Genomic DNA, 24,378 nt, shown 5'->3' on the forward strand with positions numbered 1-24,378 from the left:
GCCTGGCAGCAAGGACCGCGCCGCCGAAGGCCGTCAAGACACCACAGCCGAGTACACTCGCGTAGCGCTTCGGTTCTTATCAGCAAGGAAGAACACCCCCAGTGCTCACAATGGCAACCACCACGGGAACCCGGTTTCGCCGCTTTGGAATCCGAGGTCTACGCAACTTTGCTAGGTTCGAAGAGAACGGTCGAACAGCAGGCCCAGCCCTCCGCTGACCGTGGCGTCGCCATGGACCTCGATCCTCTCGAAGGGTGCCCGGCAAAGTGCGCGTCTCTCCTGATCGTTGCTTGTGTCGAGGCGCTGGTCGATGTTCTCGAGCTGATCCAGCGCTTCCGTGATCTGCATGGCCACATGTCGGGTCTGCTGCACATACACGGTGAGTTGTTTCACGATGTCGAGCAGTTCCCGACGGATGCGGTCTTGCTCACGCTTGAGCATATTGGTGGTGATCGCGTCGACGTAGTATGCACGGAGCACGCGCTCTTGCTCCCCACGCAGTTCCTGTTCCCGCGCCTGCAGTTCCGCACGTTCAGTGTCTGCATCCTGTAGACCCGCCTCGGCGACCATGCGCTCCTGCGAGGTCAGGCTCACCCGCCCGATGAGATCCCGCACCCCTGCTCGACCCGATGCACTTGCTGCGCCTTCAACATGCAATCCGTCCGTCCACTGTGCCTCCCGAGGCACACGAAGTAGAAGTAGAGCCGGCCGTGGTTGTTCCGGGTCCGGTTGAACATCATCGACGATCCGCACTCACCGCATTTGAGCAATCCCTTCAGATAGTGGGTGTGCACGTCACCGGTGCTCCTGTTCCGCCTCGCTGTGAGCGCGTCTTGCACCCGCTGCCACAACGCGGCTTCGATAAGTGGCTCGTGTCTGCCCGGGTAATCGACACCGCAGTAGGTGACGATCCCGCAGTAATACGGGTTGTGGAGGATCTTCTGCAGCGAGCTCACCGTCAACTCCCTGGGCGGCTTCCCCATCCTGGTCGGGAGCGTGAATCCGAGCTGGGCCATCCCGCGGGCGAGGCGATGCAAACTCCACTCCCCCGTTGCATAGGTCGTGAACGCCCACCGGATGATCTGCGCTCGCTCCTCATCGACCTGCACGACTCGTGCCTCGCGTCCCTGTGCATCGAAGGTTCGCACGTTCCGGTACCCGGCAGGCGCCTTGCTCGGAGTACCGCCGTTCATGGCCTTCTGCCGCAGCCCTTTGCTGACCTCAGTCGCGAGATTACGACAATAGAACTCGGCGATCGACGCCATGATCCCGTGCACGAGCCTGCCCGATGGGGATTCATCGATCGCCTCGGTACTCGACACCAGCCGGGCACCCACCCGTCGGCGATCGCCTGCGTGATCTGCACATCATCGGTACGGTTCCTCGCCAACCGGTCGCTTGTGCACGATCACCATGTCCACCCGGTTCACGCGGATCCACTCGAGGATCTCCTTCAACGCCGGCCGTGCAGCAGAACGGACCGACTCCCCAGCATCGACGAACTCCTTCACCACCCAGGCGCCAAGCCCGTGCGCGGTTCTCCGGTTCGCCTGCCGCTGCGCCGGGATCGAGAATCCCTCCCGCTCCCCTCCACGCTCCGCCTGCTCCCGGGTCGACACCCGCAGATACAACACCGGCCGCAACACCAGATCAGGCGAAGCGCTCAAATCCTCGACATGACCAGTGGGAGCTACAGAGGAAGAAGATGGGGCAGGCGGGGCAACAGCAAGCAGCGACATAAGGGATGGGAACTTTCTCCGACACGCCAGTCGGGAACGAGAAAGGCTCCGCAGACGCGGAACCCAACCCAGCATGCCCACCACCACACGCGAACCCGGGTGTAAGCGTCTCGTGAGACCCAATGCGCAAGGCTGTCACTCGCGTCTGAAACGCATGAAAACTTCCAGAAACAACGCAAAACGGCCACTAATCAGGCCGGAATGGATCCAGAAACGTCGAAAGCCTCCCACTCGCAATGAGTTGGAGGCTTTCCGTCGGTGGAAGCAATTGGGCGCTGCGGGAACAGACGACCACGGGTTCAGAAGCTAGTTTCCGCATGGAATCAAGGGAATCGGGGCGGTGCCGCCTCGGCGGGTGAGGCTCATGACGCTCTGATCTGCGCGTCGACAGAACCAAGTAAACGACCTCGAACACGGCTTGCGGACAAGGAAGTGGACGCTATGCGAACAGCCCGAGCGCAGGGTGTCAGCGTGACTGCCCTCGCCCGGCAGTTCGGCGTGCATCGCGGCACCGTCTGGGCGAAGACCCGGCATCTTCGGCACCCTGAATCCAGCGAGACCCTGCAACGTGCTATGCGTCCGCTTGCGTGAGAATATATGGTTGCGCAAGGGCCGCCTCGAGCTTCTGTCGCAGATCCGATAGGAACCGCCTTCCTGCCGCATTCAAAGGAAGATCTTCGCCGAGCAACGCGAGTCTCGAAGCAATGATCTTATGGCTAACGCCGTGGGGCAGGTCAAGGTGGGCTTTAGCATAGTCGTCCACGGCCTTTGCGATCGTCACAGTCTTAGAGAGACTTCCTAGGGGGATGCTCTTGTCCTGCTCAGCAAGGAAATCGTTGACGATCTTGAGGTACGTTGCACGATCGACCAAGTCTTCGATTGCTTTGCCTCGTGGTAGCTGGAACACGTGACCCTTAGGCACGCCAGCTGATACCAGTTGCTTCTTCTTGTCATCGCCCGACTTGTCTCCGTCGACGAGGAATGTTGTGATTAGTGCGACGGAGCTGATCGCCCGAGGCGCAGATAGATTTGAGAGCCCAAACGCAACTTGAAAGTCCAGCTGTGAGCCATCCGTAGCGTTCCTGAGCATTGTTGGCAGCAGAATCATCTCGCTCACGCCTTCGGCTAGGACCGCCCGTCTGAAGGCCGAGAACGCCGCTGCTTCAGCCCCCATTGCGAAGAGGAGGTGAGAGAAGCCCGGTTCGCTCTTGGTCCAGAAGTTGTTCTCAAGGGTGCTGGTTGCAGGGTCGCTCGGACTCCTTGCAACCACCCTGATTCCAGTTCCAAGGTCGAGTGGTAGGCACCCCGGCGAGTGTGTGGTGTATATGACCTTGTGTACCCGCAACTCTCGGGTCAAGACTCTCACGAGGTCCGCCTGGGCGTCATAGTGCAGGTTCCGCTCAGCCTCATCGATCATGAGGACTGGCGGGACTTCCAGATTGGCAGCGATCAGGAAGCACACGAGCCCGAGAAAGGTGCGGAGGCCATCACTTCGCTCGGCGATTGGCGTGACCGTGAAATCCGCGCTCTCCAGCTCCCGGATGTTGACTTCGAGAACACCGCCGACATTCAACGCGAGCTCGATCGTGAGCTTCGACTGTGTCCACATCGGTTGCAGTCGTGAACGCAGCGTTTCGTTCATCCGGCGTTCCAAGGTTCGCATCGTTGCAGGGTCGCCCCCAACTGCCGCGTTCCACACCGCATCGGCTGTGGTTCCTGCGACTGTAAGGAGGTTTCGAAGCGGTGCCGGAACCTGTGCGCGTAGCGAATCGTCGCTCAAGTTGTACGTCTCGGCCAGGTCGCGGTCGTCATCACTGAAGAGCACGAACTTTGGAACTCTCTTTACGAGCAACGCCCTCATGCTGTCGGGTGGGTCAGGGAGCTCACCCGCTTCCGCAGCCAGTTGAAGGAGTTGAATGGTCTTCTCAACACAGCCACGCGCCTTCGTGAGCTTTGCCGACCGGACATCAATTTGGTTGATCTGTTCGATCGCGGATTCCAGATCCGATATGACGCCCCGGCACCTTGCGACGCGCTCGTCATTCCATGCAGCGTCGTCGAGGTCAACTGCCAATTGCGCGTCGCGGAGAAGAGGTTCGAGCTGTTCAATCTCGTGCTCGGTAAGCAGTTCTGAGGCATCGGCACGTGCAACTTCGGCCTTCTGAATCGATTCGAACGCCTTCGCAAATGGCAGTGGGTTCCTAGTGATGGTGGTCGAAATACCTGTGACTTGTCTCCCATCCTTGCGGCGGGAGACGCGAAACTCAGTCACCGACTTGAGGTCGATCACGGCACTCGGGTCAATTTCGAGGGTTTGCAAAGCCTCAATGTCGTCGGCGTCGACTCTGAAGCGCGCTCGAGCAACAAGCGCATCGTCGTCAGGTCGCGTCCGACGGTTCTGGTCACGCAAGGCCAGAGGAACATCGCCATCCTGCGTCAGCCACTCCAACCCACGAAGTACACTGCTCTTGCCGGATTCGTTCGGGCCGATGAACGCGATCGTATGCCCATCCACATTGCAGGACGCTCGGTCGAGCCGCTTGTAGCCATTGAACTCAATGGTTGACAACTGCATCAGAGGGCCTCCCTCTCGTCCAGAGTGTCCCGTTTGTCTGCTTCAAGATGAAACGACACCTCGGTGCTCACGCGCTCTTCCTGTACGTTGCGTTGAACACGGCGTCTGCGAGCCACCGTTTGAAGCTCTCGTTGTCCTGGAACTCTTTGAAGAGCTGCGTGTCATCTGCGATGAGCCGCAGCATGACCTGGCCGAGTGCGCGGTCGCTCTCGACGCGTGCGTTCGCCGGGTCATTGTTCACCTGCGCGTTCTGGTAGGCCTCATCTTCGGCTACGAGGCGTGGAATCTCTTCAGTGATGAAGCGTTCGACACGGTCGGCGTCGTTCCACTCGATGTTGCCGAAGTGGGCGTTGAAGCTCTTGACGATCTCGGAAAGTCTCTCCAGCTCGGGCGTCGCCAGCATTCCACCGCCCGCTGCGGGAACCGGGTCGAGGAGGCCGTCCTCATCGTCGAGCACGATCTTCATCGCGGTGAGCTTTTCAGCGCGATATGACTCAAGGTCGATGTTCTCCAGGATGCCGGCGGCGAGGTCTTCCTCTTTCGGAGCGGGGAGCTTCGGCACGAGATGGTCGAGGAAGATCGAGCGCTTCTCCCACTCGGGGCTGCCGTAGGGCAGCACTGTGGAGAGGAAGTTGTAAGTGCGCAGGAACGCTTTGGCGTCGCCTTTGAACTCCACCTGGTCGTCCTCGTCAGGCAGTTCGACGTACTCCGCGACGCACGCGTCGAGGATGGGGTCAAGTTGGTCGCGAGGCTCTCCCGCCAGGTAGCGCGCAACAAACTCGTCGACGTGCTCCGGTGTGTAGACGCCGAAGGCGTCGAGGTCGTTAACGAGGTCGTGCAACTTGTTGGGGTCCGTCTCTTCGGCGAGCACGGTGGTGCGGTAGTACGGATCGAAGGCGCGCTGGATGTCTTCGGCATCGTTGGCGAAGTCGAGCACGAACGTCTCGTGCTTGGCTGGATGTGCCCGGTTCAACCGTGAGAGCGTCTGCACCGCGAGCACGCCCGACAGGGTCTTGTCGACGTACATAGTGTGAAGCAGCGGTTCGTCGTATCCGGTCTGGAACTTGTTGGCGACGACGAGGATGCGGTACGGGTCGGTCTTGATCTGCTCAGCGATGGCACGGGAGGGGAAGCCGTTGAGGCTCGCCTCAGTGACCTGCACCCCCTTGTAGTCGTGTTCGCCTGAGAACGCGACGATCACCTTGTAGGGGCTCTTGCGTGCCGCCAGTGCGTCGCGAATGGCGTGGAAGTACTCGATGCACCGCGGGATGGATGAAGTGACGACCATGGCACGGGCCTGCCCGCCGATCTTCTGCTTCGCGATCACCTGACCGAGGAAGTGCTCGACCATGATGTCGGACTTCTGCGCAATCGCGTGCTGGTTACCTTCCACGTAGGCTCGCAGCTTCTTCGAGGCTCGCTTCACGTCGAACTCGGGGTCGTCCTCGACGGTCTTCATCAGCTTGTAATAGCTGCCCACCGGCGTGTAGCTCGCGAGCACGTCTACGATGAAGCCCTCTTGGATGGCCTGCTTCATCGTGTAGGAGTGGAATGGGCGGTGACCGACCGTACCCTCGGGGTTCGTGACCGATTCACCGAACATCTCCAGCGTTTTGTTCTTCGGCGTCGCGGTGAACGCGAAGTAGCTCGCATTCGGCAGCAGTTTCTTTGATTCGATGATCCGGTTGATCTGATCCTCGACGCTGTACTCTTCGTCTGCATCCGCGCCGCCGCCGAGTGCGCGGGACACGGCGGCGGAGGTCTTCGAACCTTGGGAGGAATGGGCCTCGTCGATGACGATGGCGAAGTTGCGGCCCTGATGTTCGGATCCGATGTCATCCAGGATGTACGGGAACTTCTGCACCGTGGTGACGATGATCTTCTTGCCCGCCGTAATCGCCCGGCGAAGGTCTCCAGAGCGATCCGCGTGAACGACCGTCGACCCGACTTGCAGGAAGGACTTGATGGTCTGGGAGAGCTGATCGTCAAGGATCACCCGATCGGTGACGACGATGACGGAGTCAAAGGCCACGGATCCCTGGTGTGTGGCCTCAACGAGCTGGTGGACGAGCCAGGCGATCGAGTTTGACTTGCCGCTGCCCGCAGAGTGCTGGATGAGGTATCGCCTGCCAGCGCCGTTCTCGGCGACATCAGCCAGTAGCATCCGCACCACATCGAGCTGGTGGTACCGCGGGAAGATCGCCTTCGCGGACCGCTTGCCCGTCTTCGGGTTTTTCTCGGTGACGACCTGTGCGTAGTTCTCGATGATGCCCGCAAGGCTCTCAGGGGCAAGGACGCCCCGCCACAGGTAGTCGGTCATCACCCCGTCGGGGTTGGGCGGGTTCCCTGCGCCGTCGTTGAAGCCCTGATCGAAGGGCAGGAACCACGACGACTTACCCTTGAGCTGCGTGCAGAACCGCACCCGCTGGTCGTCGAGAGCGAAGTGCGCGATCGTGCGCCCGAACGAGAACAGCGGCTCTCTCGGATCCCGATCCCGCTGGTATTGCTGCACAGCGTCATCAACGGTCTGCTTGGTGATGTTGTTCTTCAACTCGAAGGTGAACACCGGCAGGCCGTTGACGAACGCCACCAGGTCGACGGCGTCACCCCGGTTGCTGGGACTGTGATGCACCTGGCGAGTGATGACGAAACGGTTCGCAGCGAACAGCTCGACGGCCTTCGTGTTGCCGTCGGTCGCGGTCGGGTAGTACAGGTCAATGTGCTGGCCGAGGTGGTCGAGCCCGTTGCGCAGCAGGTGGACCACGCCGCGCTTGGTGATCTCCCCCTGTAGCCGGGCGAGGAACTTGTGCCTCGACGGCGACGCCTCTCCAAGGCCTAGCGACGCGGCAAACTGCGGCTGCGTGGTCGCAATGAACTCGCTGAGATGGGTGAGGTCAAGCGCATACGACGAGTCGTAAGCACTGGCAGCGCCCTCAACCCAGCCGCCCTCGACCATCTGGTCGATGATGAGTGCTTCGAGGCTCGCTTCGTTGAGTCGCTGCATGGGTTACTCCTCGCTTTCGTTGGAGTCCCACTGGAGCGTGACCTTGAGTTCTTGACCCCAGGCGAAGTCGGTGGTCAGTCTCTGAGCCTGTCCGAGGACGATGCTCGGTGCGATACCCAGTTCGGTGGCGAGTTCGCGCACGGCGCCGATATTGCGTCCGGTCGGTAGCCGGTCCCGATAGTGCTCGGGTACGAGCGTTGATGAGGCGAACGCATCGGCTTCGGCCTCGGCTTGATCGCCCGCGCCTTGCAGGAAGACCGCCTTGTGGCTGTGCAGGAGAACGTGCCCAAGCTCATGGAAGAGCGTGAACCACAGCTGGTCGTCCTTCTTTCCCCGCACAGACAACTGCACCACCGGATGCCCATTGATCCACCGCGTCGCCCCATGCACTCCGAATCCTGGAATCGGTGGGATAAGGCAGAGCGCAACACCGACACCCCGAAGGAGTTCAGTCACCTCGTCAATCGCTTCGACAGGGTTGGGGTGTGCGGTAAGCGCGCGCAACTCAGGGAGGATCGCTTCGAGGCCGGCCTTGTCGTAGTTGCCGAGCTTGTCGAGACCAGCGTGGCGTTCACCGAGGGCGAGCCAGGTAGCCCGCTCGTACGCTTTGTCCGAGGCCAAAGTCGCCTTACGGTACGCCACCTTGCCGTGCACCCAGGTTGCATCAAACGCGTCAAGGTGAGCGATCCCGAAGATCTCCAACACCTCTCGGACCGTGCCTGCCTTATCGCCCGCAGGCGCCGAGATGAACTTCCACTTACGCAAATACGCCAGCGGAAGCAACTTCGCCTGCTCGTGCTGTACCGCGAGTTTGTCGGTCTCCGCGAGGCGAGCTAAATCCTCGCGATAGCCCGCCTCGAAGCGGTTCCAGATCCGAGCGGGGATGCCCGTGACTCGCTCCAATCCCAACGCGACAGTGGCCGATAGGGGGGCCCTGCCAGAGAGCAGCTCGGAGACGTGCTTCGGGGTTACGTCGAGACGGCGTGCCAGCTCGGCGGCGTTGATGCCCTGGTCGTCGAGCCACTCCTCGATGTGGTCGCCAGGCGAAACAGCGTAGTCAGGAAGGGTAGTCATGTCAGCTCCTCTCAGTGATAGTCAACGATCTCGAGTATTTCCACTACGGCGGCCGTCTCAGAAAGTGGCCTCACAACCACTCGCCAGTTTCCGGTCAAGCGGCCCGCCCACTGCCCGGCACGATCCGCTGTCTTTGAGTCCCATTTGCCTGCAAGCAAGAGCAAGTCGCTCACCTTCTCGACTTGCCGCAACTCATTGAGGCGCAGCTTCAGAGCCTTCGCGCGCTGCGCGCCGAGCTTGCGCTGCATGTAGCGCGCATCGGTGCATTGACGCTCCAGCTCGTTGTCCGCATACCTCAACTCCATGGTGTTACCTATATCGTAACACTCATTGATTGATCTGGGTAGTGATGCACATCAGTCATCGGCAAGTTCCTCCTCGCGGAAGTCACTCTCTAGAGTGCGAATCGGGTCGTCCAGATGGCTACTTTCGTACTCTGGCGCCTCAGGAAGCATCGCCGCGATCGCACGCACGTCAACTTGACCTGTCACCACGTCAGCCACGAGACGCGTGCGGAACTCTTGAAGGAGAGTGATCTCTCGTTCAGTCTTTTCGATAGCTGATGCCGCGCTCGAGTCCAAGCCATGGACACGGTTGACGATCTCCCGCTGCTCTGCGAGCGACGGTAGTGCGATCCAGAGGTTCGCGATCACCCCCTGACCAATGTTCTGCATCGAATGGCTCGCGCCGACGGCACCTGCCTCGACCTGGTCACGAGCGCTTCGGGTCGACATCGCGAGAGCCAAGAACTCACTATCCACTAGGGATGACCGAACCTTCAGACGAAATGTCTTGTCCGAGAACATCAGCTTTGGTCGGGGCTGTAGCGCGACTGCTGCGGAGCCCACGAGCTCTCGAGTGTTTGCACGGCTGACGAGCAGATCTCCATGCTGAATCTCAAGGTTGGGCTTCGGGCGCAACCCGGCGGAGAGCTTCTTGTTCTCTCCAGGTCTGAAGCGCCCGTAGTTCGAGCATCCCGCCTTCATAATGCCCCATTCGTCGTCGGATGCAGCTTGTGCGTCGCATTGGGGCGACCACCCCTGTTCGATGCCTTGAAGAACCTGCTTGGTCCTCACGATGGCCCAACCCGCAGGAGCCGCTGGTATCCATGGGAGTGTTGTCGTGGCGGCCTTGGGCGAGTCTGAGCCACGGACAACGAAGTCTCTCTCGCCACTGATCTGCTCTCTGACTAGGGCTATAAGGCGGCGCTTGGCGGCGATGGCCTTGTCGATGCGGGCGTTCGCTTGGGCGAGGTACCTTACGATCGCCGCCTGCTCCTCCGGCGGCGGCACGAGGCACGGCATTCGCTTGAGGTCAGGCCAACCCAGTTGTTGGCGTAGACCACTTCCCATACCGTAAATCCGTTTCGACGAATCGACGACGGCGAGGTAGTGGTACGCGTAGGCATCGCTCCAAACTCCGTGGGCACGGAGCCCGATGTAGGCCGAGGTGATGATCCCTCGCTCGTTCACCTGACCTACCCGAATGCTGGTCTGATCGTTCTGAAGGTCAGTGGGGCGTATGACAATGTCGCCCGGATCGAGAATCTGGTAACTCTCGTAGGAATCAGGAACAAGACCTCGCTGCTTCTCGACGGGTTTCACTACGACCCGACCAAAGCTGAGGGACAAGACCTGCGACTCGACGAGGCCGTGATTCTTACGCCGATTCTCCTCAAGGACGGCGAGTCCGGGATGGGTCTCCCAGTGACTTGGTGCCTTCGCGTCCCAGAACTGATTCACCGTCATCTCTGAGTATCGCGGAAGATCTCTGAACATCACTCCTCCCCAGCGATACCGGCGACACGAAGCAGGTCGTCTGGGTTCCAAACTTGCTTGGCGATGTCTCGGTAGAGGTTGCCGCGCTCAATGAGGTCGTCAGCCTTGAACTGTTCGTATGCCTGGAACGGGAGCCCCGACTGCTTGATGAATCCAAGGAATCCGGGATTCTTCTCGTACGCAAGCGGGTGAAGGCTGGCTGCGAGGAGATTTTCTTTGAAGTAATGCGGGAGCTTGGCCCCGTAGGGATCGTCGTTGTAGCTGGCGTTGAACTGCTTCGGCAGCAGCAGCAGACCGCCGATGCGATTGCGGTGACGCGCGAAGTCAGCCTCATGGCTGAACTCATCGGCGTGTTGATCCGCATGGTCGGCCCAGATGTGTTCGACCTCGTACTTGATCTTCGCGCCGTTGGTCAGCTCGATGTAGTTCGATGCCTGACCCGAACCTACGGTGATGTAGTCGGTGATGCGGGCGAGGACTTTGTGGAGTTGACCGCGGTTCTGCTGGTGAACTGCGAGGTCGTCGCGGGAGTCGAAGGTCTCATCGGTCTTCCGTAGCGAGTCACGCAGCAACGTCGCGAGGTCGTCAACGTCGAGGCCGCGAATATCGCGCATGACGTTGAACATCGCGTACTGCATAGTGGAGTAGGCCGTCGACCGGTAGTTCCAGATACGCCAGGCCAGCATGATGTCTGTGTACCGGCTCACCAGCTCAAGTTTCTTGTCAATTACGTCGGCGTTGTCCTCGACGCGGAGGGGCGCGAGCAGCAGCTGATTCTGAAGGGTGAAGCCGTGATCGGCGTTGAACCGAATGAAGCGGAGCGGACTGTCTGGTCGGAACGCTCCTGTCGCAGCGTCGAGGACTCGTGCGTACTGGTGGCTGTAGAACTCCAGATCGCGGACAACGAACTCGTAGAAGTCGTCACGCGTGTTGAGCCCGATCTTGTCGTGTGCGCCGCGTAGCCATCGATGAAACTCGGTGCCGATCCGGTCCCAGTCCTCTGGCTTGGCTCCCTTCTTGCGCTCACGAATCTTGGTGGAGTACTGACTGCGCAGCCAGGTCTTGAGAAAGTCCGAGCTGGCATCCTCATCGTGCTCATCCAAGCCACGAAGTCGCTTGCGCCACAGTTCGTTGGCCTTGGTGCGCGGCTTGCCGTCTTCCATGTTGGCGAGCAGGTACCCCTTGAGCATGTCGGCCGGGGTGAGTTTGAGGCCTCGGTCGTTCATCGTCTCGAAGATCGCGTAGGCGTCGTCATCGCTGTAGGCGGTGATCTGTACGAGCTGCACGCGATCCTTGAGCCAGTCGATGAAGTACGGCAGCGCTGACTCCTTCAGCTCGTCGGGAAACAGCCCGTCGAGTTCGGCGTACCTCGCGACGAGCGTGTGAACAGACTCAGCCGCATCCGCCGGTGGCTCATACTCACCGTGCTCGAACAGTGCTTCCATGCAATCGTTACGGTCGGGCACGTCAAGGTTGAAGGATTTCTCACCGAACTTTTCAGAATAGATCAGCTCGTCAATGTTGACCGTGTCTTTCTCCTCACGGTCTTGCTGGAGGCGCCGCAGATAGGTCAGGAACAGGGTCAGGCTGGTCAGTCGCTGCTGGCCATCTACGACGAAGGGCTGGCTGCCCTTCTGCGAGATGATGATAGATCCGAGGTAGTAGCCGGGATACTTGGCAACATCCCTGCGAGCGTGATCGAGCTCGTGCAGAGAGAGGAACTTTGCTGTGAGGTCTGAGACAAGTTCGGCGATCTGCTTGGCTTCCCACTTGTACTCGCGCTGGTAGTAGTCGATCGAGTACTTCTTCTTCTCCAGCACCTCTGCGACTGTCTTCGCAACGCCGTCGATATTGCGGTCGATTTCGGTCATGCTTCGCCTCCTGCGATCTCGGCGATGAGATTGTCGGTCTCAGCTTCGAGGGCCCGGATGTCGGCTTGAATCTCGGCGAGAGTGCGCATCGGGGTCGGCTTGTAGAAGTGGCGGGTAAACGAGATTTCGTAGCCGATCTTCGTCTTCGTCTCGTCGATCCATGCGTCAGGTGCGTAGGGCTCCACCTCGCGGCGGAAGAAGGCTTCGATCCCGTCGGCATACTCACCTGCGGGTTCAGTGAGTGGCACTTGTTCGGTGTCGCGCAGTTCGGTGTCGGGCTCGTATTCGACCACACGGGTTCGTCCGTCGATGATCGCCTCGTAGCGCCCATGCAACGGGTCAGGAGTTGCCGCGAATGGCAGCACTTTCTTGATGATCGGCGCGGCTGACTCGTCGCACACCCCGTCTTCTTTGAGCTTCTTGATCTCGGCAGCCTTGTAGACGCGGCCCGCCTCGACGCCCGCGATACGCAGCGGGCGCTCGACGGTGATCTTGGAGTAGCCGAAGTCGATGCCATCGAAGACCTTCGAGTGATCGGGGTCGTCAGCCTGGTCGAAGGCTTTGTAGGCGGCAAGCACGCGGTCAGCGTCGACGTCACTGATCTCGACGCCCTTCTCACCGAGGTTCTTGCGCAGTGGCGTGAACCAGCCGGTGGCGTCGATGAGCTGCACTTTGCCCTTACGTCGCTCTTCCTTGCGGTTGGAGATTACCCACACGTAGGTTGCGATGCCGGTGTTGTAGAACATCTTGAGCGGCAGCGCGACGATGGCTTCGAGCCAGTCGTTTTCGATGATCCAGCGACGGAAGTTGCTCTCACCTTGGCCGGCGTCTCCGGTGAACAGCGAGGAGCCGTTGTGCACCGATGCGATGCGAGAGCCGAGGGCTGTGCCCTGCTTCATCTTGGAGATGAGGTTCGCGAGGAACATCAGTTGTCCGTCGCTACTGCGGGTGACCAGTGAATAGCCAGGGTCGCCGTCGTGGGTAACAATGAAGCGTGGGTCGATGATTTTCTTTGCGCCGCCCAGGCGATCTTGGTCGGTCTTCCAGCTCTTACCGTATGGCGGGTTCGAAAGCATGAAGTCGAACTCGTCACCCGCGAAGGCATCGTTCGAAAGGGTTGACCACTCTGAGCCTCCGACGATATTGTCAGCCGCCTGCCCGTCGCCCTTGAGAATGAAGTCGGCCTTTGCGATCGCGTACGTTTCAGCGTTGATTTCCTGGCCGTATAGATGCGTCGAGATCTTCTTCCCGGCGGGTTCGGTGAGGTGCTTGAGGGTCTCCTCCGCAACGGTGAGCATGCCACCGGTTCCCATCGCCCCGTCATACAGCCGATAGGTGCCCGAGGGGATGACCTCGGCGATCGGTTCGAACATCAGCCGAGTCATCAGCCGCACTGCGTCGCGCGGCGTCCAGTGCTCACCCGCTTCTTCGTTGTTCTCCTCGTTGAAGCGTCGTACCAGCTCTTCGAAAACCGTACCCATTCCGTGGTTGTCGAGGCCGGAAGGCGAAAGATCAAGGTCAGGTGAGAGGAACTTCTCGATCAGCGCCCCGAGCGCATCGGCCTTCGTAAGACGAGTGAGCTGATTGCGGAACTCGAAGTTGTCGATGATCTCCTGCACATTGGGCGAGAAGCCATCGAGGTATGCCTCAAAGTTCTGCCGGAGCCTGGTGGCATTCGTCGCAGCCCGTAGAGTCTTGAGCGTGAAGCCGGACGTGTTGTAGAAGTCTTGCTTCGCGGCGTCGCGCAGTGGTGCATCCTGGTCGACGATTCCTGCCAGATCGAGGGTCTTCTTCATCGCGACGACCGCGTCTTGGGTGGGTTCGAGCACACTATCCAAGCGTCGGAGGACGGTGAACGGTAGGATCACATCGCGGTACTTGCCACGCACGTAGAGGTCTCGCAGCACGTCGTCGGCGATGCTCCAGATCAGCGCGACGAGGCGAGAATGGTTGATGGAGTTCTGCGGCAACGCATGTCCTTCGAGTCGATCTAGTACGGCATGAAAGCGGAGTTTGCGCCGTGCACGAGAATCAAGCCCGAACGGAAAGCACCACACTCCCACGATGACGTTAGGCGCCACCACAGACATTCTCTCAGGGAGCAGACGGAGAACCTAAGTCATGCTCTTCTTCAGAGCCTTCTCGTGATGGCTTGTAAGTGAAACGTTGCAAGTTGCGTTGGTGCCTGTTCGGTGGGTCAGGTGACACCAGCGGTCGCCAGAACATGGCGCGTTCTGCCAGCGCCTCGTGAAGGACTTCGACGTCGTTGCAGAGATCCCAGAACGCTGACCGCGTGGGCCGGAGGATGGGGTCGTCGAAGTCCCTGATTCTGGCGGTGAGGGCTCGCACGGCTTCCACGATGGCTGCCTCGTCATCGAACACGGCTTGAACGCAGGTCTTGCGTGGGTGTGTCACGTCAACCCGGCGTTCACGCACCTCAGTGACGACTCGTTCTACGACCTGCACCTTCACCGCGCTCTCGTTGCCGCTTCGGCGATCTTCATGAGCGGCCTTACGACATGACGCTGAGCAATACACGCGCGGTCTCCCGGTGCTCTTCGGATTCTCCAGCTTCGCCCCGCAGTGTGCGCAGGTTGTTGGGAGTTCGACGGTGCGGTTGATGCGGATGCTGCGTGCTTCGCGTCTCTGCTTCGCGGCTTCTTGCTCGCGGCGGCGCTTGCGCTCGTATGCCCTCCGTTCGTGATCGAGAACGATCCAGCGTTTCCTCGCTGCGTATAGGGGAGAATCGGACTCGTCACGGTCGAGGGCGGCGAGTGCTTGGCGTGCTCGATCTGTCAGACCGGGGAGTGCTTTCTCGGCGGTGCGTAACTCATCGGGATCGCCGGATTCTTGGGCGGTGATCCACCGTTCGTAGTGCGCGTCGAAGTCTTGGAAGAACTTCTGCCAGTGTTTCGTGACCATGCTTCAGCCTACGTTTGTTTCGTTCCCGACGAAAGTAGCCGGATTCCCCGCTTGCAAGATGCGTGGTAACTCAAAAGCGGTGGTCGGCAAGGGGCTGATTTCGGGCTGTTTCTGATTCCGTGAAACAGGTGGCGCACCTACCTGTATGGAGAGAAGCGAACGGGATCTGCGCCTGAGAGTGACGCGGTGTGAGCGCCCTGATCTGGGGAAGCTGATCGACTGGGCACTCAACATCGCCGAGACCCGCCACCAAGCCTGGCAGCGCGGCGAACCCGACCCCTACGGCCTCCCGCCGCCAGCCGAACTCACCCCCGCCGCTGAATCGGCCCGGTCGGAGCTGTTCGTTCTGTCAGAGGTACGCGAGAAGATCGAAGAGAAGCAACACCCTCGGCAAGGAGGCCCACCATGAGCATCACCACGCTGACCACTCGGCCGCCCGAGACCGGAGCCGAGAAGCCGGTGCTGCTGGCGGTGTCCTACCTTCGTGTCTCCACACGCGAGCAGGCCGAACGCGGCGGCACCGACGAAGGGTTCTCCATCCCCGCCCAACGCGAAGCTAACGCGCGAAAGGCTGATGAGCTCGGCGCGCGGGTGGTGCGTGAGTTCGTTGACGCGGGTGAGTCCGCGCGGTCCGCTGATCGGGATGGGCTTCAGGAGATGCTGGCGTTCATCAAAGCATCTCGGGTGCAGTTCTGCATCGTGCACAAGCTCGACCGTCTCGCCCGCAACCGTGCTGACGACGTGCAGATCCATGAAGCTCTCATCAGCGCGGGTGTAACTCTCGTTTCGGCTACTGAATCGATTGATCAGACCCCGTCGGGGATGCTCGTGCACGGGATCATGTCGTCGATTGCGGAGTTCTATAGCCGCAATCTCGCTACCGAAGTCACCAAGGGCATGCAACAGAAACTCGCGCAGGGCGGGACCCCGATGCGTGCTCCCATCGGCTACCTCAACGTGCGCAAGACCGACGAGCACGGTCGGGAGGTGCGCACAGTCGAGGTCGATCATGAGCGTGCGCCGCTGATCCGCTTCGCGTTCGAACGCTACGCAACCGGCGAAACCTCGGTTGCGGCGCTTTTGCGTGAACTCACCGCGCGCGGGTTGCTGACCGTGCCGTCGCCGAAGCGACCGTCGAAGCCGCTGGGGAAGGCGACGTTTTACTCGCTGCTGACGAACCCGTATTACGCGGGTGTGATCCGCTACAAAGGCGCGCTGCATCCCGGTGCACACGAACCTCTGATCGAGCCAGCGTTGTTCGATCAGGTGCAATCACTCTTGAAAGCGCGCACTGCGAAGATGACCCGCCACGTCACGCACGCGCACCACCTGAAAGGGCTGCTGCACTGCGGCAGTTGCGGATCGCGTATGCTCCTCGACTTCGCCACCAACCCCAAAGGCACCACCTACGCGTACTTCGTTTGCTCCGGCCGTGCAGCGAAGAGGACGAACTGCACCCGGCGTGCAGTGCCCGTGCAAGTTGCTGAGCGCCTGGTTGAAGCCTCTTACACGAGCATCACGATTAGCGAAGCTGACTACCGGCATCTTGCCGCCGAGGTCGACTCGGCGTTCGACAAGCGGAGTTCGGGAAGGGATCAGGAACTCACCGATCTGACGGCGAACAGGGCCCGGCTTGAAGCCGAATCCGACAAGCTCCTCGCCGCGCACTTCGCTGACGCGATCGACCTGCCCACGCTGAAGCGGCACCAGGACCGCATCCGCACGGGCCTTGCCGACATAGAGCAACGACTCAGCGAACACGACGAGAGCCACACCGGAAGACGCGCTTTCCTCCACGACTCACTCCAACTCCTCACCAACGCGCACCACACCTACGCTCGATCCGACGATGCCGACAGAAGGCTCGCAAACCAGGCGTTCTACACGCGACTGGAGATCACCGAAGAGGAACAGATCAAGCCGCATCTCGCGGAACCCTTCGCAACGATCATCTGCGAAGCATCCGGAGGCAAGAAGACCAAACGGGAACACTCCACATCTCACGATGTCGCGTGTTCCCGTAAGGATATTTGGGTGGATCCTGGGAGAATCGAACTCCCGACATCCTGCTTGCAAAGCAGGCGCTCTACCAACTGAGCTAAGGACCCGAGTGAAGGTTCGAAAGATCCTCCGCTCAGCGGCTCCGGCTGTACCGCCCGGCAACCACTCGGACTACTATACCCGCGAGGAATCCGACACGCAAAAGCACCGATCCACTGAGCGGTGCTCGCCGCGATCCGACGGGCGCGGCTCACCGTTCGGCGGCGTCCGCCGCACCCCGATTCGACCGGAGGAACGCCCTATGCACCGAGATGAGCTCCACGCCGCCGCGCGATCCCGCGCCGCCGAGCTGCCGGGAACGGGTGCCGAGTACCCCTTCGGGCCCGAGTGGGAGGTCTACAAGGTACGGGGCCGCATGTTCATGGCGCTGTACGAGCGCGGCGGCGATCCCGCGGTCAATCTCAAGGCCCGGCCCGCCGACAGCGAGGTGCTGCGCACCGTCTATCCCGAGATCGCGCCGGGTTACCACATGAACAAGCGGCACTGGATCACCGTCGCTCCCGGAGCAGCGCTCGACGCGGTCATGTTCAGCGACCTCGTCACCGAGTCGTATCTGCTGGTGGTCGAGCAGCTACCGCGCGGGCAGAGCCCCGTGGATCCCGAGACCTTCGGTCAGGCCCAGGCTGAGCATCGAGACGACTGTACGTGAGCCGACGCAGCAGCACCTCCGCCGGACCGCGCGCGCCACGGCGCTCGAGCAGCACCGCCATCAGCAGGGAGAGCAGCCACGTGCCGGCGGCGATCCCGAACGCTGCCGCGGTGTTGATACGAGCCCCCAGGCCGAACCCCCAGGCTGCGAGCAGCGGCGCGAAGATCACCGACTGCAGCAGGTAGCTGCTCAGCGACCGCTTGCCCACCGCCGCCACCGCGCGCACCACGGGGCCCGAACGCAATCGCACAGCGGCCCATCCGAACAGAGCCGCGTAGCCGATGCCACCGGCCACGCCTCCGAGTTGCGCGAAGAGCGTCCAGCCCCAGACCACGGGCTCCGCCACCGGGAGCAACCCCAGATAGCTCAGCGCCGTGGGCACCGCGGCGAGGCTGCCGATCAGGATCCCCCATCCGGCGACGGCGCCGAGCCCGAAGCGCGTCACACCGCCCTCCAGCCATCGGTGCCGTCCGGCGATCCAGCCCAGTAGCACGCAGGCCGGAACCAGCAGCGAGAGCACGGTGGCCGGCGTCATGAGCAGCCACACCCCCGCGCGCACGAGCATCGCCCAGCCGTACGAGGCGATCCCGTTGAGCAGGTCAGCCGTGCTCCCCCATGCATCGGTCGTCACCAGCTCCTGCGAACCCAGCGGCACCAGAGCCGCGAGCAGCAGCATCACGCCCATCATCATCACCGCGCCGCACGCGAACAGGCCCAGCAGCACCCACACGGTGATCTTCAGCGCGCGATTCGGCCTCCAGAAGAGTGCCGCCGTCAGCGCGAGACCGGTCAGCCCGTACGCACCGAGGATGTCTCCCGCGAACAGCAGCAGCGCGTGCACGAAGCCGAACACGAGCAGCCACAGGTGCCGGCGCAGAAACATGCCGCGCACGGCGCGCTCCGGGACGCCGCGCGCCTCACGAGACCGCGCGAACTGCACCATGCCGTACCCGAAGAGGAAGGCGAACATCGGGTAGACGCGTGCGTCGACGAACACGATCGCGATCGCGGACAGCACCCGGTCGAGAACGCTCCCGTCGGTCGGGTGCACCGTGTACAGCAGCTCCGTGCTCCCCCACAGATACGCGGAGACATTGGCGATCGCGATCAGCAGCAGCATCCAGCCGCGGGCGAGATCGGGTGCCAGCGCGCGCTGCCCCGCACTCGCGACCGGTGCAGATGCCGCCTCGTACGTCCGCCCCATGCCCACCAGTCTCCCGTCGCGTACGGCCCCGAGGCAAGTCGGGCCACGGCTCAGCACGGTTCAGCGCCGATGCGCCAACCGCTCGAACACCCTCCGGATACGACGAAGGGCGGCCGATTTCTCGACCGCCCTTGTGTTGTTCGGTGGGGCTACCAGGACTTGAACCTGGGACCTCTTCATTATCAGTGAAGCGCTCTAACCGCCTGAGCTATAGCCCCTTGACCAAGCAATGACTCTACCCGATTCGAGCCGAAAATCGAAATCGAAGTCGGATATCGGGCGCGTTGCCTGGATCGTGCACCGCGACGGTGCGGTCTAGTTGCTCGTGAAGCCGAGCTGGAACCCGCCCAGCACGCGCACGAGCAGGTTGTACACGAGCGACGCGACCGCGCCCAGCGCCGTACCCACGATGGTGTTGAGGATCCCCACCACGACGGCGAAGCCGAAGACCTGCGGGAAGCCGATGACCTTCATGAGGCTGTTGTCCTCGCCCACGATGTCCATGAACAGTGCGTCCACCTGAGCGAAGACGCCGGTCTGCATGAGCACCGTGTAGATCAGCACCGTCGAGACGACGCTCACGATCGCGAGACAGATCGACACCAGGAAGGAGAACTTCACGGCCGACCAGAAGTCGATGTAGACCAGCTTCAGGCGCACCTGCTTCGCCGGGGCCTTCTTCCGGGTCTTCTTTGCCAGCTTGTCGGCGACAGTGTTACTCATTCACGTCTTCCTTGTTGTCAGCGGTTTCGGCGCCCTGGGCTTCGGACTCATCGTCATCGAGCCCGCGCTCCGAATTTCGCGCGATGCCAATGATACGGTCCCCCTCTGGGAATCGCGCGAAGACGACGCCCATGGTGTTGCGGCCCTTCGCCGGCACCTCGGCGACGTTCGATCGCACCACCTTACCGCTCGCCAGCACCGCCAGCACCTCGTCGGTCTCGCCGACGATGAGCGCGCCGACGAGATCACCGCGGTTCTCGTCGAGCTTCGCCACCTTGATGCCGTACCCGCCGCGGTTCTGCACGCGGTACTCGTCGACGGCCGTGCGTTTGGCGTAGCCGCCCTCGGTGACCACGAAGACGTACCCCTCGGCGCCGTTGATCCGGGAGGCCGACAGCAACGAGTCGCCATCGCGGAAGTTCATGCCGCGCACACCGCTCGTGGAACGTCCCATCGGGCGAAGTGCCTGATCAGAGGCGGTGAATCGTACCGACATGCCGTGCTTGGATACGAGCAGCACGTCATCCGCGGCCTCCGCGATAAGCGCGGAGACCAGCTCGTCGCCCTCGCGCAGCTTGATGGCGATGATGCCGCCGGTACGGTTCGTGTCGTACTCCTCGAGCGCCGTCTTCTTCACGAGTCCGTCACGGGTGGCGAGCACCAGATAGCCGGCTACGGCGAAGTCGCGCACATCGAGGATCTGCGTGACGGTCTCGTCGGGAGCCAGCGCGAGCAGGTTCGCGAGATGCTGGCCCTTGGAGTCGCGGCCGCCCTCGGGAACCTCGTAGGTCTTCGCGCGATAGACACGTCCGGTGTTCGTGAAGAACAGCAGCCAGTGATGGGTGGTCGTGACGAAGAAGTGCTCGACGATGTCGTCGGCGCGCAGCTGCGCACCCTTGACGCCCTTGCCCCCGCGATGCTGCGAGCGGTAGTTGTCGATGCGGGTCCGCTTGACGTATCCGCCGCGCGTCACCGTGACGACCATCTCCTCCTCCGGGATCAGGTCCTCCATCGACATGTCGCCGTCGAATCCGTGCAGGATCGTGCTGCGCCGTTCGTCGCCGAACTTGTCGACGACGTCTCCCAGCTCGGAGATGATGATCCTGCGTTGTTCGACGGGCGAGCCGAGGATCGCCTGGTACTCGGCGATCTGCTGCTCCAGCTTCGCAGCCAGATCGAGGATCTTCTGGCGTTCGAGGGCTGCGAGTCTGCGCAGCTGCAGACCGAGGATGGCGTCCGCCTGGATCTGATCCACCCCGAGCAGCGACATGAGCCCTTCACGGGCCTCGTCGACGGTGGGCGAGCGTCGAATCAGCGCGATGACTTCGTCGAGAGCGTCGAGCGCCTTCAGGTAGCCGCGCTGGATGTGCGCCTCGGCCTCAGCCTTCCTCAACCGGAACTCGGTGCGGCGCACGATGACCTCGACCTGGAACTTCGCCCAGGCGGTGATGAAGCCGTCGAGCGAGAGCGTGCGGGGCACGCCGTCGACGATCGCCAGCATGTTCGCGCCGAAGTTCTCCTGCAGCTGCGTGTGCTTGTACAGGTTGTTGAGCACGACCTTGGCGATCGCGTCGCGCTTGAGCACGATCACGAGCCGCTGGCCGGTGCGGCCGCTGCTCTCGTCGCGGATGTCGGCGATGCCCTGCACCTTGCCGTCCTTGACGAGATCCGCGATCTTGATCGCGAGATTGTCGGGGTTGACCTGATAGGGCAGCTCCGTCACGACGAGGCAGGTGCGGCCCTGGAGCTCCTCGATGTTGACGACCGCGCGCATCGTGATCGAGCCGCGCCCGGTGCGATAGGCGTCGCGGATCCCCTTGGTGCCCAGGATCTGCGCCCCGGTCGGGAAATCCGGGCCGTGCACGCGCTCCATGAGCGCCTCGAGCAGCTCCTCGCGGGAAGCCTCCGGGTGCTCCAGATGCCAGATCGCCGCTTCGGAGACCTCGCGCAGGTTGTGCGGCGGGATGTTGGTCGCCATGCCGACCGCGATGCCGACCGAGCCGTTGACCAAGAGGTTGGGGAAACGGCTGGTGAGGACCGTCGGCTCCTGGGTGCGGCCGTCGTAGTTGTCCTGGAAATCGACCGTGTCCTCGTCGATGTCGCGCACCATCTCCATGGCGAGCTGCGACATCTTGGTCTCGGTGTATCGGTGCGCGGCCGCGCCGTCGTTACCGGGTGAACCGAAGTTGCCCTGCCCGAGCGCGAGCGGGTAGCGCATCGACCACGGCTGCACGAGGCGCACGAGCGAGTCGTACACCGCGCCGTCGCCGTGCGGGTGGAACTGACCCATGACGTCGCCGATGACACGAGTGCACTTGGAGAACGCCTTGTCGGGGCGGTAGCCGCCGTCGTACATCGTGTAGATGACACGGCGGTGCACCGGCTTCAGGCCGTCGCGCACGTCGGGCAGCGCGCGCCCGACGATCACGCTCATGGCGTAGTCGAGGTACGAGCGCTGCATCTCCAGCTGCAGATCGACCTGGTCGATCTTGCCGTGGACGGCCTCTTCCCGCGGCTCCGTCGTCTCGTCCTGCACGGTATCGGGATCCGGATTCTGGTTCTCAGATGTCAAGGAAGCGCACGTCCTTCGCGTTCTGCTGGATGAAGCTGCGTCGAGCCTCCACGTCCTCGCCCATCAGTGTGGCGAAGATCTCGTCCGCTGTCGCGGCATCCTCCATGGTGACCTGCAGCAGCGTGCGGGTCTCGGGGTTCATCGTGGTCTCCCACAGCTCCTCGTGATTCATCTCGCCGAGGCCCTTGTAGCGCTGCACGCCGCTCTCCTTGACGAGGCGGCGCCCGTTCTCGGCGCCGGCGTTCAGGCGGGCGTCGCGCTCGGCATCGCTGAACACGTACTCGTGCTCGGCGTTGGCCCACTTGATCCGGTAGAGCGGGGGCTGAGCGAGGTACACGTAGCCCAGATCGATGAGCGGGCGCATGTAGCGGAACAGCAGCGTGAGCAGCAGGGTGGTGATGTGCTGGCCGTCGACGTCAGCATCGGCCATGAGCACGATCTTGTGGTAGCGGGCCTTCTCGGGGTTGAACTCCTCCCCGATGCCGGCGCCGAACGCCGTGATCATGGCCTGCACCTCGGCGTTGTTCAGGGCGCGGTCGAGCCGTGCCTTCTCGACGTTGAGGATCTTGCCTCTGAGCGGGAGAATCGCCTGCGTGTGAGGATTCCGACCGGTCTTCGCGGATCCGCCGGCGGAGTCGCCCTCGACGATGAAGATCTCGGAGACGGAGGGATCCTTGCTCGTGCAGTCCGAGAGCTTGCCCGGCATGCCGCCCGACTCGAGCAGGCCCTTGCGACGTGCGGTCTCGCGCGCCTTGCGGGCGGCCAGACGGGCGGTCGCGGCCTGGATCGCCTTGCGGATGATGTCCTTCGCCGGGCCGGGGTTGCGCTCGAACCAGTCGCCGAGCTGGTCGCCCACGACCTTCTGCACGAAGGCCTTCGCCTCGGTGTTGCCGAGCTTGGTCTTGGTCTGACCCTCGAACTGCGGTTCGCCGAGCTTCACGGAGATCACCGCGGTCAGTCCCTCGCGCACGTCATCGCCCGAGAGGTTGTCGTCCTTCTCCCGCAGAATGTTCTTCTCGCGCGCGTAGCGGTTGACCAACGTCGTCAGCGCAGCGCGGAAGCCCTCTTCGTGAGTGCCGCCCTCGTGCGTGTTGATGGTGTTCGCGTAGGTGTGCACGCTCTCCGTGTACGCGGTCGTCCACTGCATCGCGACCTCGGCGGAGATCTTGCGCTCGGTGTCCTCCAGCTCGAACGAGATGATCTCCTCGTTCACCAACTCGGCGCGCTTCGTCGAGTTGATGTGGTGAACGTAGTCCTCGATCCCCTTCTCATACAGGAATTCGTCGTGCGGCGCGGGGGGTGCGACGAGCTCGCCGTCGGCGTTCTCCACGGGATCCTGCGGACGCAGGTCGGTGATCACGATCTTGAGGCCCTTGTTCAGGAAGGCCATCTGCTGGAACCGGGTGCGCAGCGTCTGGTAGTCGAACTCGACCGTCTCGAAGATCTCGGCGCTGGGCCAGAAGGTGATGGTGGTACCGGTCTCGTCGCTCGGCTCCCCCTGCGTCAGCGGGCCGTCGGGAACGCTGCCGGTGAAGGACATGTTCCACGTGAAACCCTGCCGCTTGACCTCGACCTCGAACCGGCTCGACAACGCGTTCACCACCGACGAACCCACGCCGTGCAGACCGCCCGAGACCGCGTATCCGCCGCCGCCGAACTTGCCGCCGGCGTGCAGAACCGTGAGCACGACCTCCACGGTCGACTTGCTCGGGTCGGACGAGTGCGGGTCGACCGGGATGCCACGGCCGTTGTCGATGACGCGCACACCGCCATCCTCGAGGATCGTGATGTCGATGGTGTCGCAGTGGCCCGCGAGCGCCTCGTCGACCGAGTTGTCCACGATCTCGTAGACCAGGTGGTGGAGCCCCCTCGGTCCGGTGGAACCGATATACATGCCAGGCCGCTTGCGTACCGCCTCGAGGCCCTCGAGCACCTGGATTGCACCGGCGCCGTAGTCTTCCGCGGCCGTAGCCTGTTCTGAACTCATGCCTTGAATAATCCTTTTCTGGGCCTCTCAGAGCGTTTTTCCACGCCGGACACGTCCGCACACCAGCTTATCAAGAATCAGCCCCGGAATGCCCTATTGCGGGCTCCCAGCAGTCATTTCTCAGCGGGGGACGATCCCCCCCTGATCGATCGAGAAGCGAAGAAGGGCGCCGACCCCCCTCTGCACGGCCCGCTCGCCGGGCGATTTCGTCGCTCTCTC

At 62.1% G+C, this 24,378-nt stretch carries 15 protein-coding genes, 2 tRNA genes and 2 pseudogenes; 2 read left to right on the top strand and 17 right to left on the bottom strand.

Annotation, left to right across the window (positions count from 1 at the left end; genetic code table 11):
• Window positions 1–171 precede the first annotated feature (171 nt).
• The 11 genes and pseudogenes from AMS65_RS05140 to AMS65_RS19350 all read right to left on the bottom strand — a co-directional run bounded on the left by AMS65_RS05140 (window position 172) and on the right by AMS65_RS19350 (window position 14,963).
• Entirely contained in the window at window positions 172–594 is a 423-nt protein-coding gene (locus tag AMS65_RS05140) for a hypothetical protein (protein WP_157502095.1), read from the bottom strand.
• Complete coding sequence (locus AMS65_RS05145; protein ID WP_241489360.1) at window positions 591–1,193, bottom strand: recombinase family protein; 603 nt, start codon at window positions 1,191–1,193, stop codon at window positions 591–593. Before AMS65_RS05145 ends, AMS65_RS05140 begins: the two co-directional genes overlap by 4 nt.
• A pseudogene (locus AMS65_RS19025) lies at window positions 1,194–1,814 on the bottom strand (recombinase family protein); the annotation flags it as partial.
• Window positions 1,815–2,310: 496 nt separating this feature from the next.
• Entirely contained in the window at window positions 2,311–4,314 is a 2,004-nt protein-coding gene (locus AMS65_RS05155; protein ID WP_053383084.1) for an AAA family ATPase, read from the bottom strand.
• Window positions 4,315–4,381: 67 nt separating this feature from the next.
• Complete coding sequence (locus tag AMS65_RS05160) at window positions 4,382–7,318, bottom strand: type I restriction endonuclease subunit R (RefSeq protein ID WP_053383085.1); 2,937 nt, start codon at window positions 7,316–7,318, stop codon at window positions 4,382–4,384.
• A gap of 3 nt (window positions 7,319–7,321) precedes the next feature.
• A complete protein-coding gene (locus AMS65_RS05165; RefSeq protein WP_053383086.1) occupies window positions 7,322–8,392 on the bottom strand; it encodes an ImmA/IrrE family metallo-endopeptidase in 1,071 nt (356 codons plus the stop codon).
• An 11-nt stretch (window positions 8,393–8,403) separates the two neighbouring features.
• A complete protein-coding gene (locus tag AMS65_RS05170) occupies window positions 8,404–8,697 on the bottom strand; it encodes a type II toxin-antitoxin system RelE/ParE family toxin (RefSeq protein WP_053383087.1) in 294 nt (97 codons plus the stop codon).
• Between the two features lie 51 nt (window positions 8,698–8,748).
• The gene (locus AMS65_RS05175) at window positions 8,749–10,170 is read right to left on the bottom strand and encodes a restriction endonuclease subunit S domain-containing protein (RefSeq protein ID WP_053383088.1); all 1,422 of its coding nucleotides are present in this window, start codon (window positions 10,168–10,170) and stop codon (window positions 8,749–8,751) included.
• A complete protein-coding gene (locus AMS65_RS05180; protein ID WP_053383089.1) occupies window positions 10,170–12,041 on the bottom strand; it encodes a DUF262 domain-containing protein in 1,872 nt (623 codons plus the stop codon). Before AMS65_RS05180 ends, AMS65_RS05175 begins: the two co-directional genes overlap by 1 nt.
• Window positions 12,038–14,122: a type I restriction-modification system subunit M gene (locus AMS65_RS05185; protein WP_241489343.1), complete on the bottom strand. Its 2,085-nt coding sequence runs from the start codon at window positions 14,120–14,122 to the stop codon at window positions 12,038–12,040. The genes AMS65_RS05180 and AMS65_RS05185 overlap by 4 nt, the downstream gene beginning before the upstream one ends.
• Window positions 14,123–14,135: 13 nt before the next feature.
• Window positions 14,136–14,963 carry a hypothetical protein gene (locus AMS65_RS19350; RefSeq protein WP_157502101.1) on the bottom strand — a complete coding sequence of 276 codons (828 nt, stop codon included), beginning with the start codon at window positions 14,961–14,963 and terminating at the stop codon, window positions 14,136–14,138.
• Window positions 14,964–15,368: 405 nt separating this feature from the next.
• Between AMS65_RS19350 and AMS65_RS20310 the strand changes: the two are divergent.
• A pseudogene (locus AMS65_RS20310) lies at window positions 15,369–16,406 on the top strand (recombinase family protein); the annotation flags it as partial.
• Between the two features lie 592 nt (window positions 16,407–16,998).
• Here the strand turns inward: AMS65_RS20310 and AMS65_RS05195 are convergent.
• Window positions 16,999–17,071 (bottom strand) — tRNA-Ala (locus tag AMS65_RS05195).
• A 194-nt stretch (window positions 17,072–17,265) separates the two neighbouring features.
• Between AMS65_RS05195 and AMS65_RS05200 the strand changes: the two genes are divergently transcribed.
• Entirely contained in the window at window positions 17,266–17,673 is a 408-nt protein-coding gene (locus tag AMS65_RS05200) for an MmcQ/YjbR family DNA-binding protein (RefSeq protein ID WP_053383091.1), read from the top strand.
• Here the strand turns inward: AMS65_RS05200 and AMS65_RS05205 are convergent.
• From AMS65_RS05205 to gyrB, 5 genes are all read right to left on the bottom strand, one after another.
• Window positions 17,564–18,877, bottom strand: a complete 1,314-nt coding sequence (locus tag AMS65_RS05205) for a DUF418 domain-containing protein (RefSeq protein ID WP_075200855.1) — start codon at window positions 18,875–18,877, stop codon at window positions 17,564–17,566. The two genes, AMS65_RS05200 and AMS65_RS05205, sit on opposite strands and share 110 nt — an antisense overlap.
• A 144-nt stretch (window positions 18,878–19,021) precedes the next feature.
• A tRNA-Ile gene (locus AMS65_RS05210) sits at window positions 19,022–19,095 on the bottom strand.
• 97 nt (window positions 19,096–19,192) lie between these two features.
• Window positions 19,193–19,600: a DUF3566 domain-containing protein gene (locus AMS65_RS05215; protein WP_053383092.1), complete on the bottom strand. Its 408-nt coding sequence runs from the start codon at window positions 19,598–19,600 to the stop codon at window positions 19,193–19,195.
• The gene (gene gyrA / locus AMS65_RS05220; protein ID WP_053383355.1) at window positions 19,593–22,136 is read right to left on the bottom strand and encodes a DNA gyrase subunit A; all 2,544 of its coding nucleotides are present in this window, start codon (window positions 22,134–22,136) and stop codon (window positions 19,593–19,595) included. The genes AMS65_RS05215 and gyrA overlap by 8 nt, the downstream gene beginning before the upstream one ends.
• Window positions 22,137–22,161: 25 nt before the next feature.
• Complete coding sequence (gene gyrB, locus AMS65_RS05225) at window positions 22,162–24,159, bottom strand: DNA topoisomerase (ATP-hydrolyzing) subunit B (RefSeq protein WP_053383093.1); 1,998 nt, start codon at window positions 24,157–24,159, stop codon at window positions 22,162–22,164.
• Between the last annotated feature and the right edge of the window lie 219 nt (window positions 24,160–24,378).

This window comes from Leucobacter celer subsp. astrifaciens (genome assembly GCF_001273835.1).
Lineage (GTDB): Bacteria > Actinomycetota > Actinomycetes > Actinomycetales > Microbacteriaceae > Leucobacter > Leucobacter celer.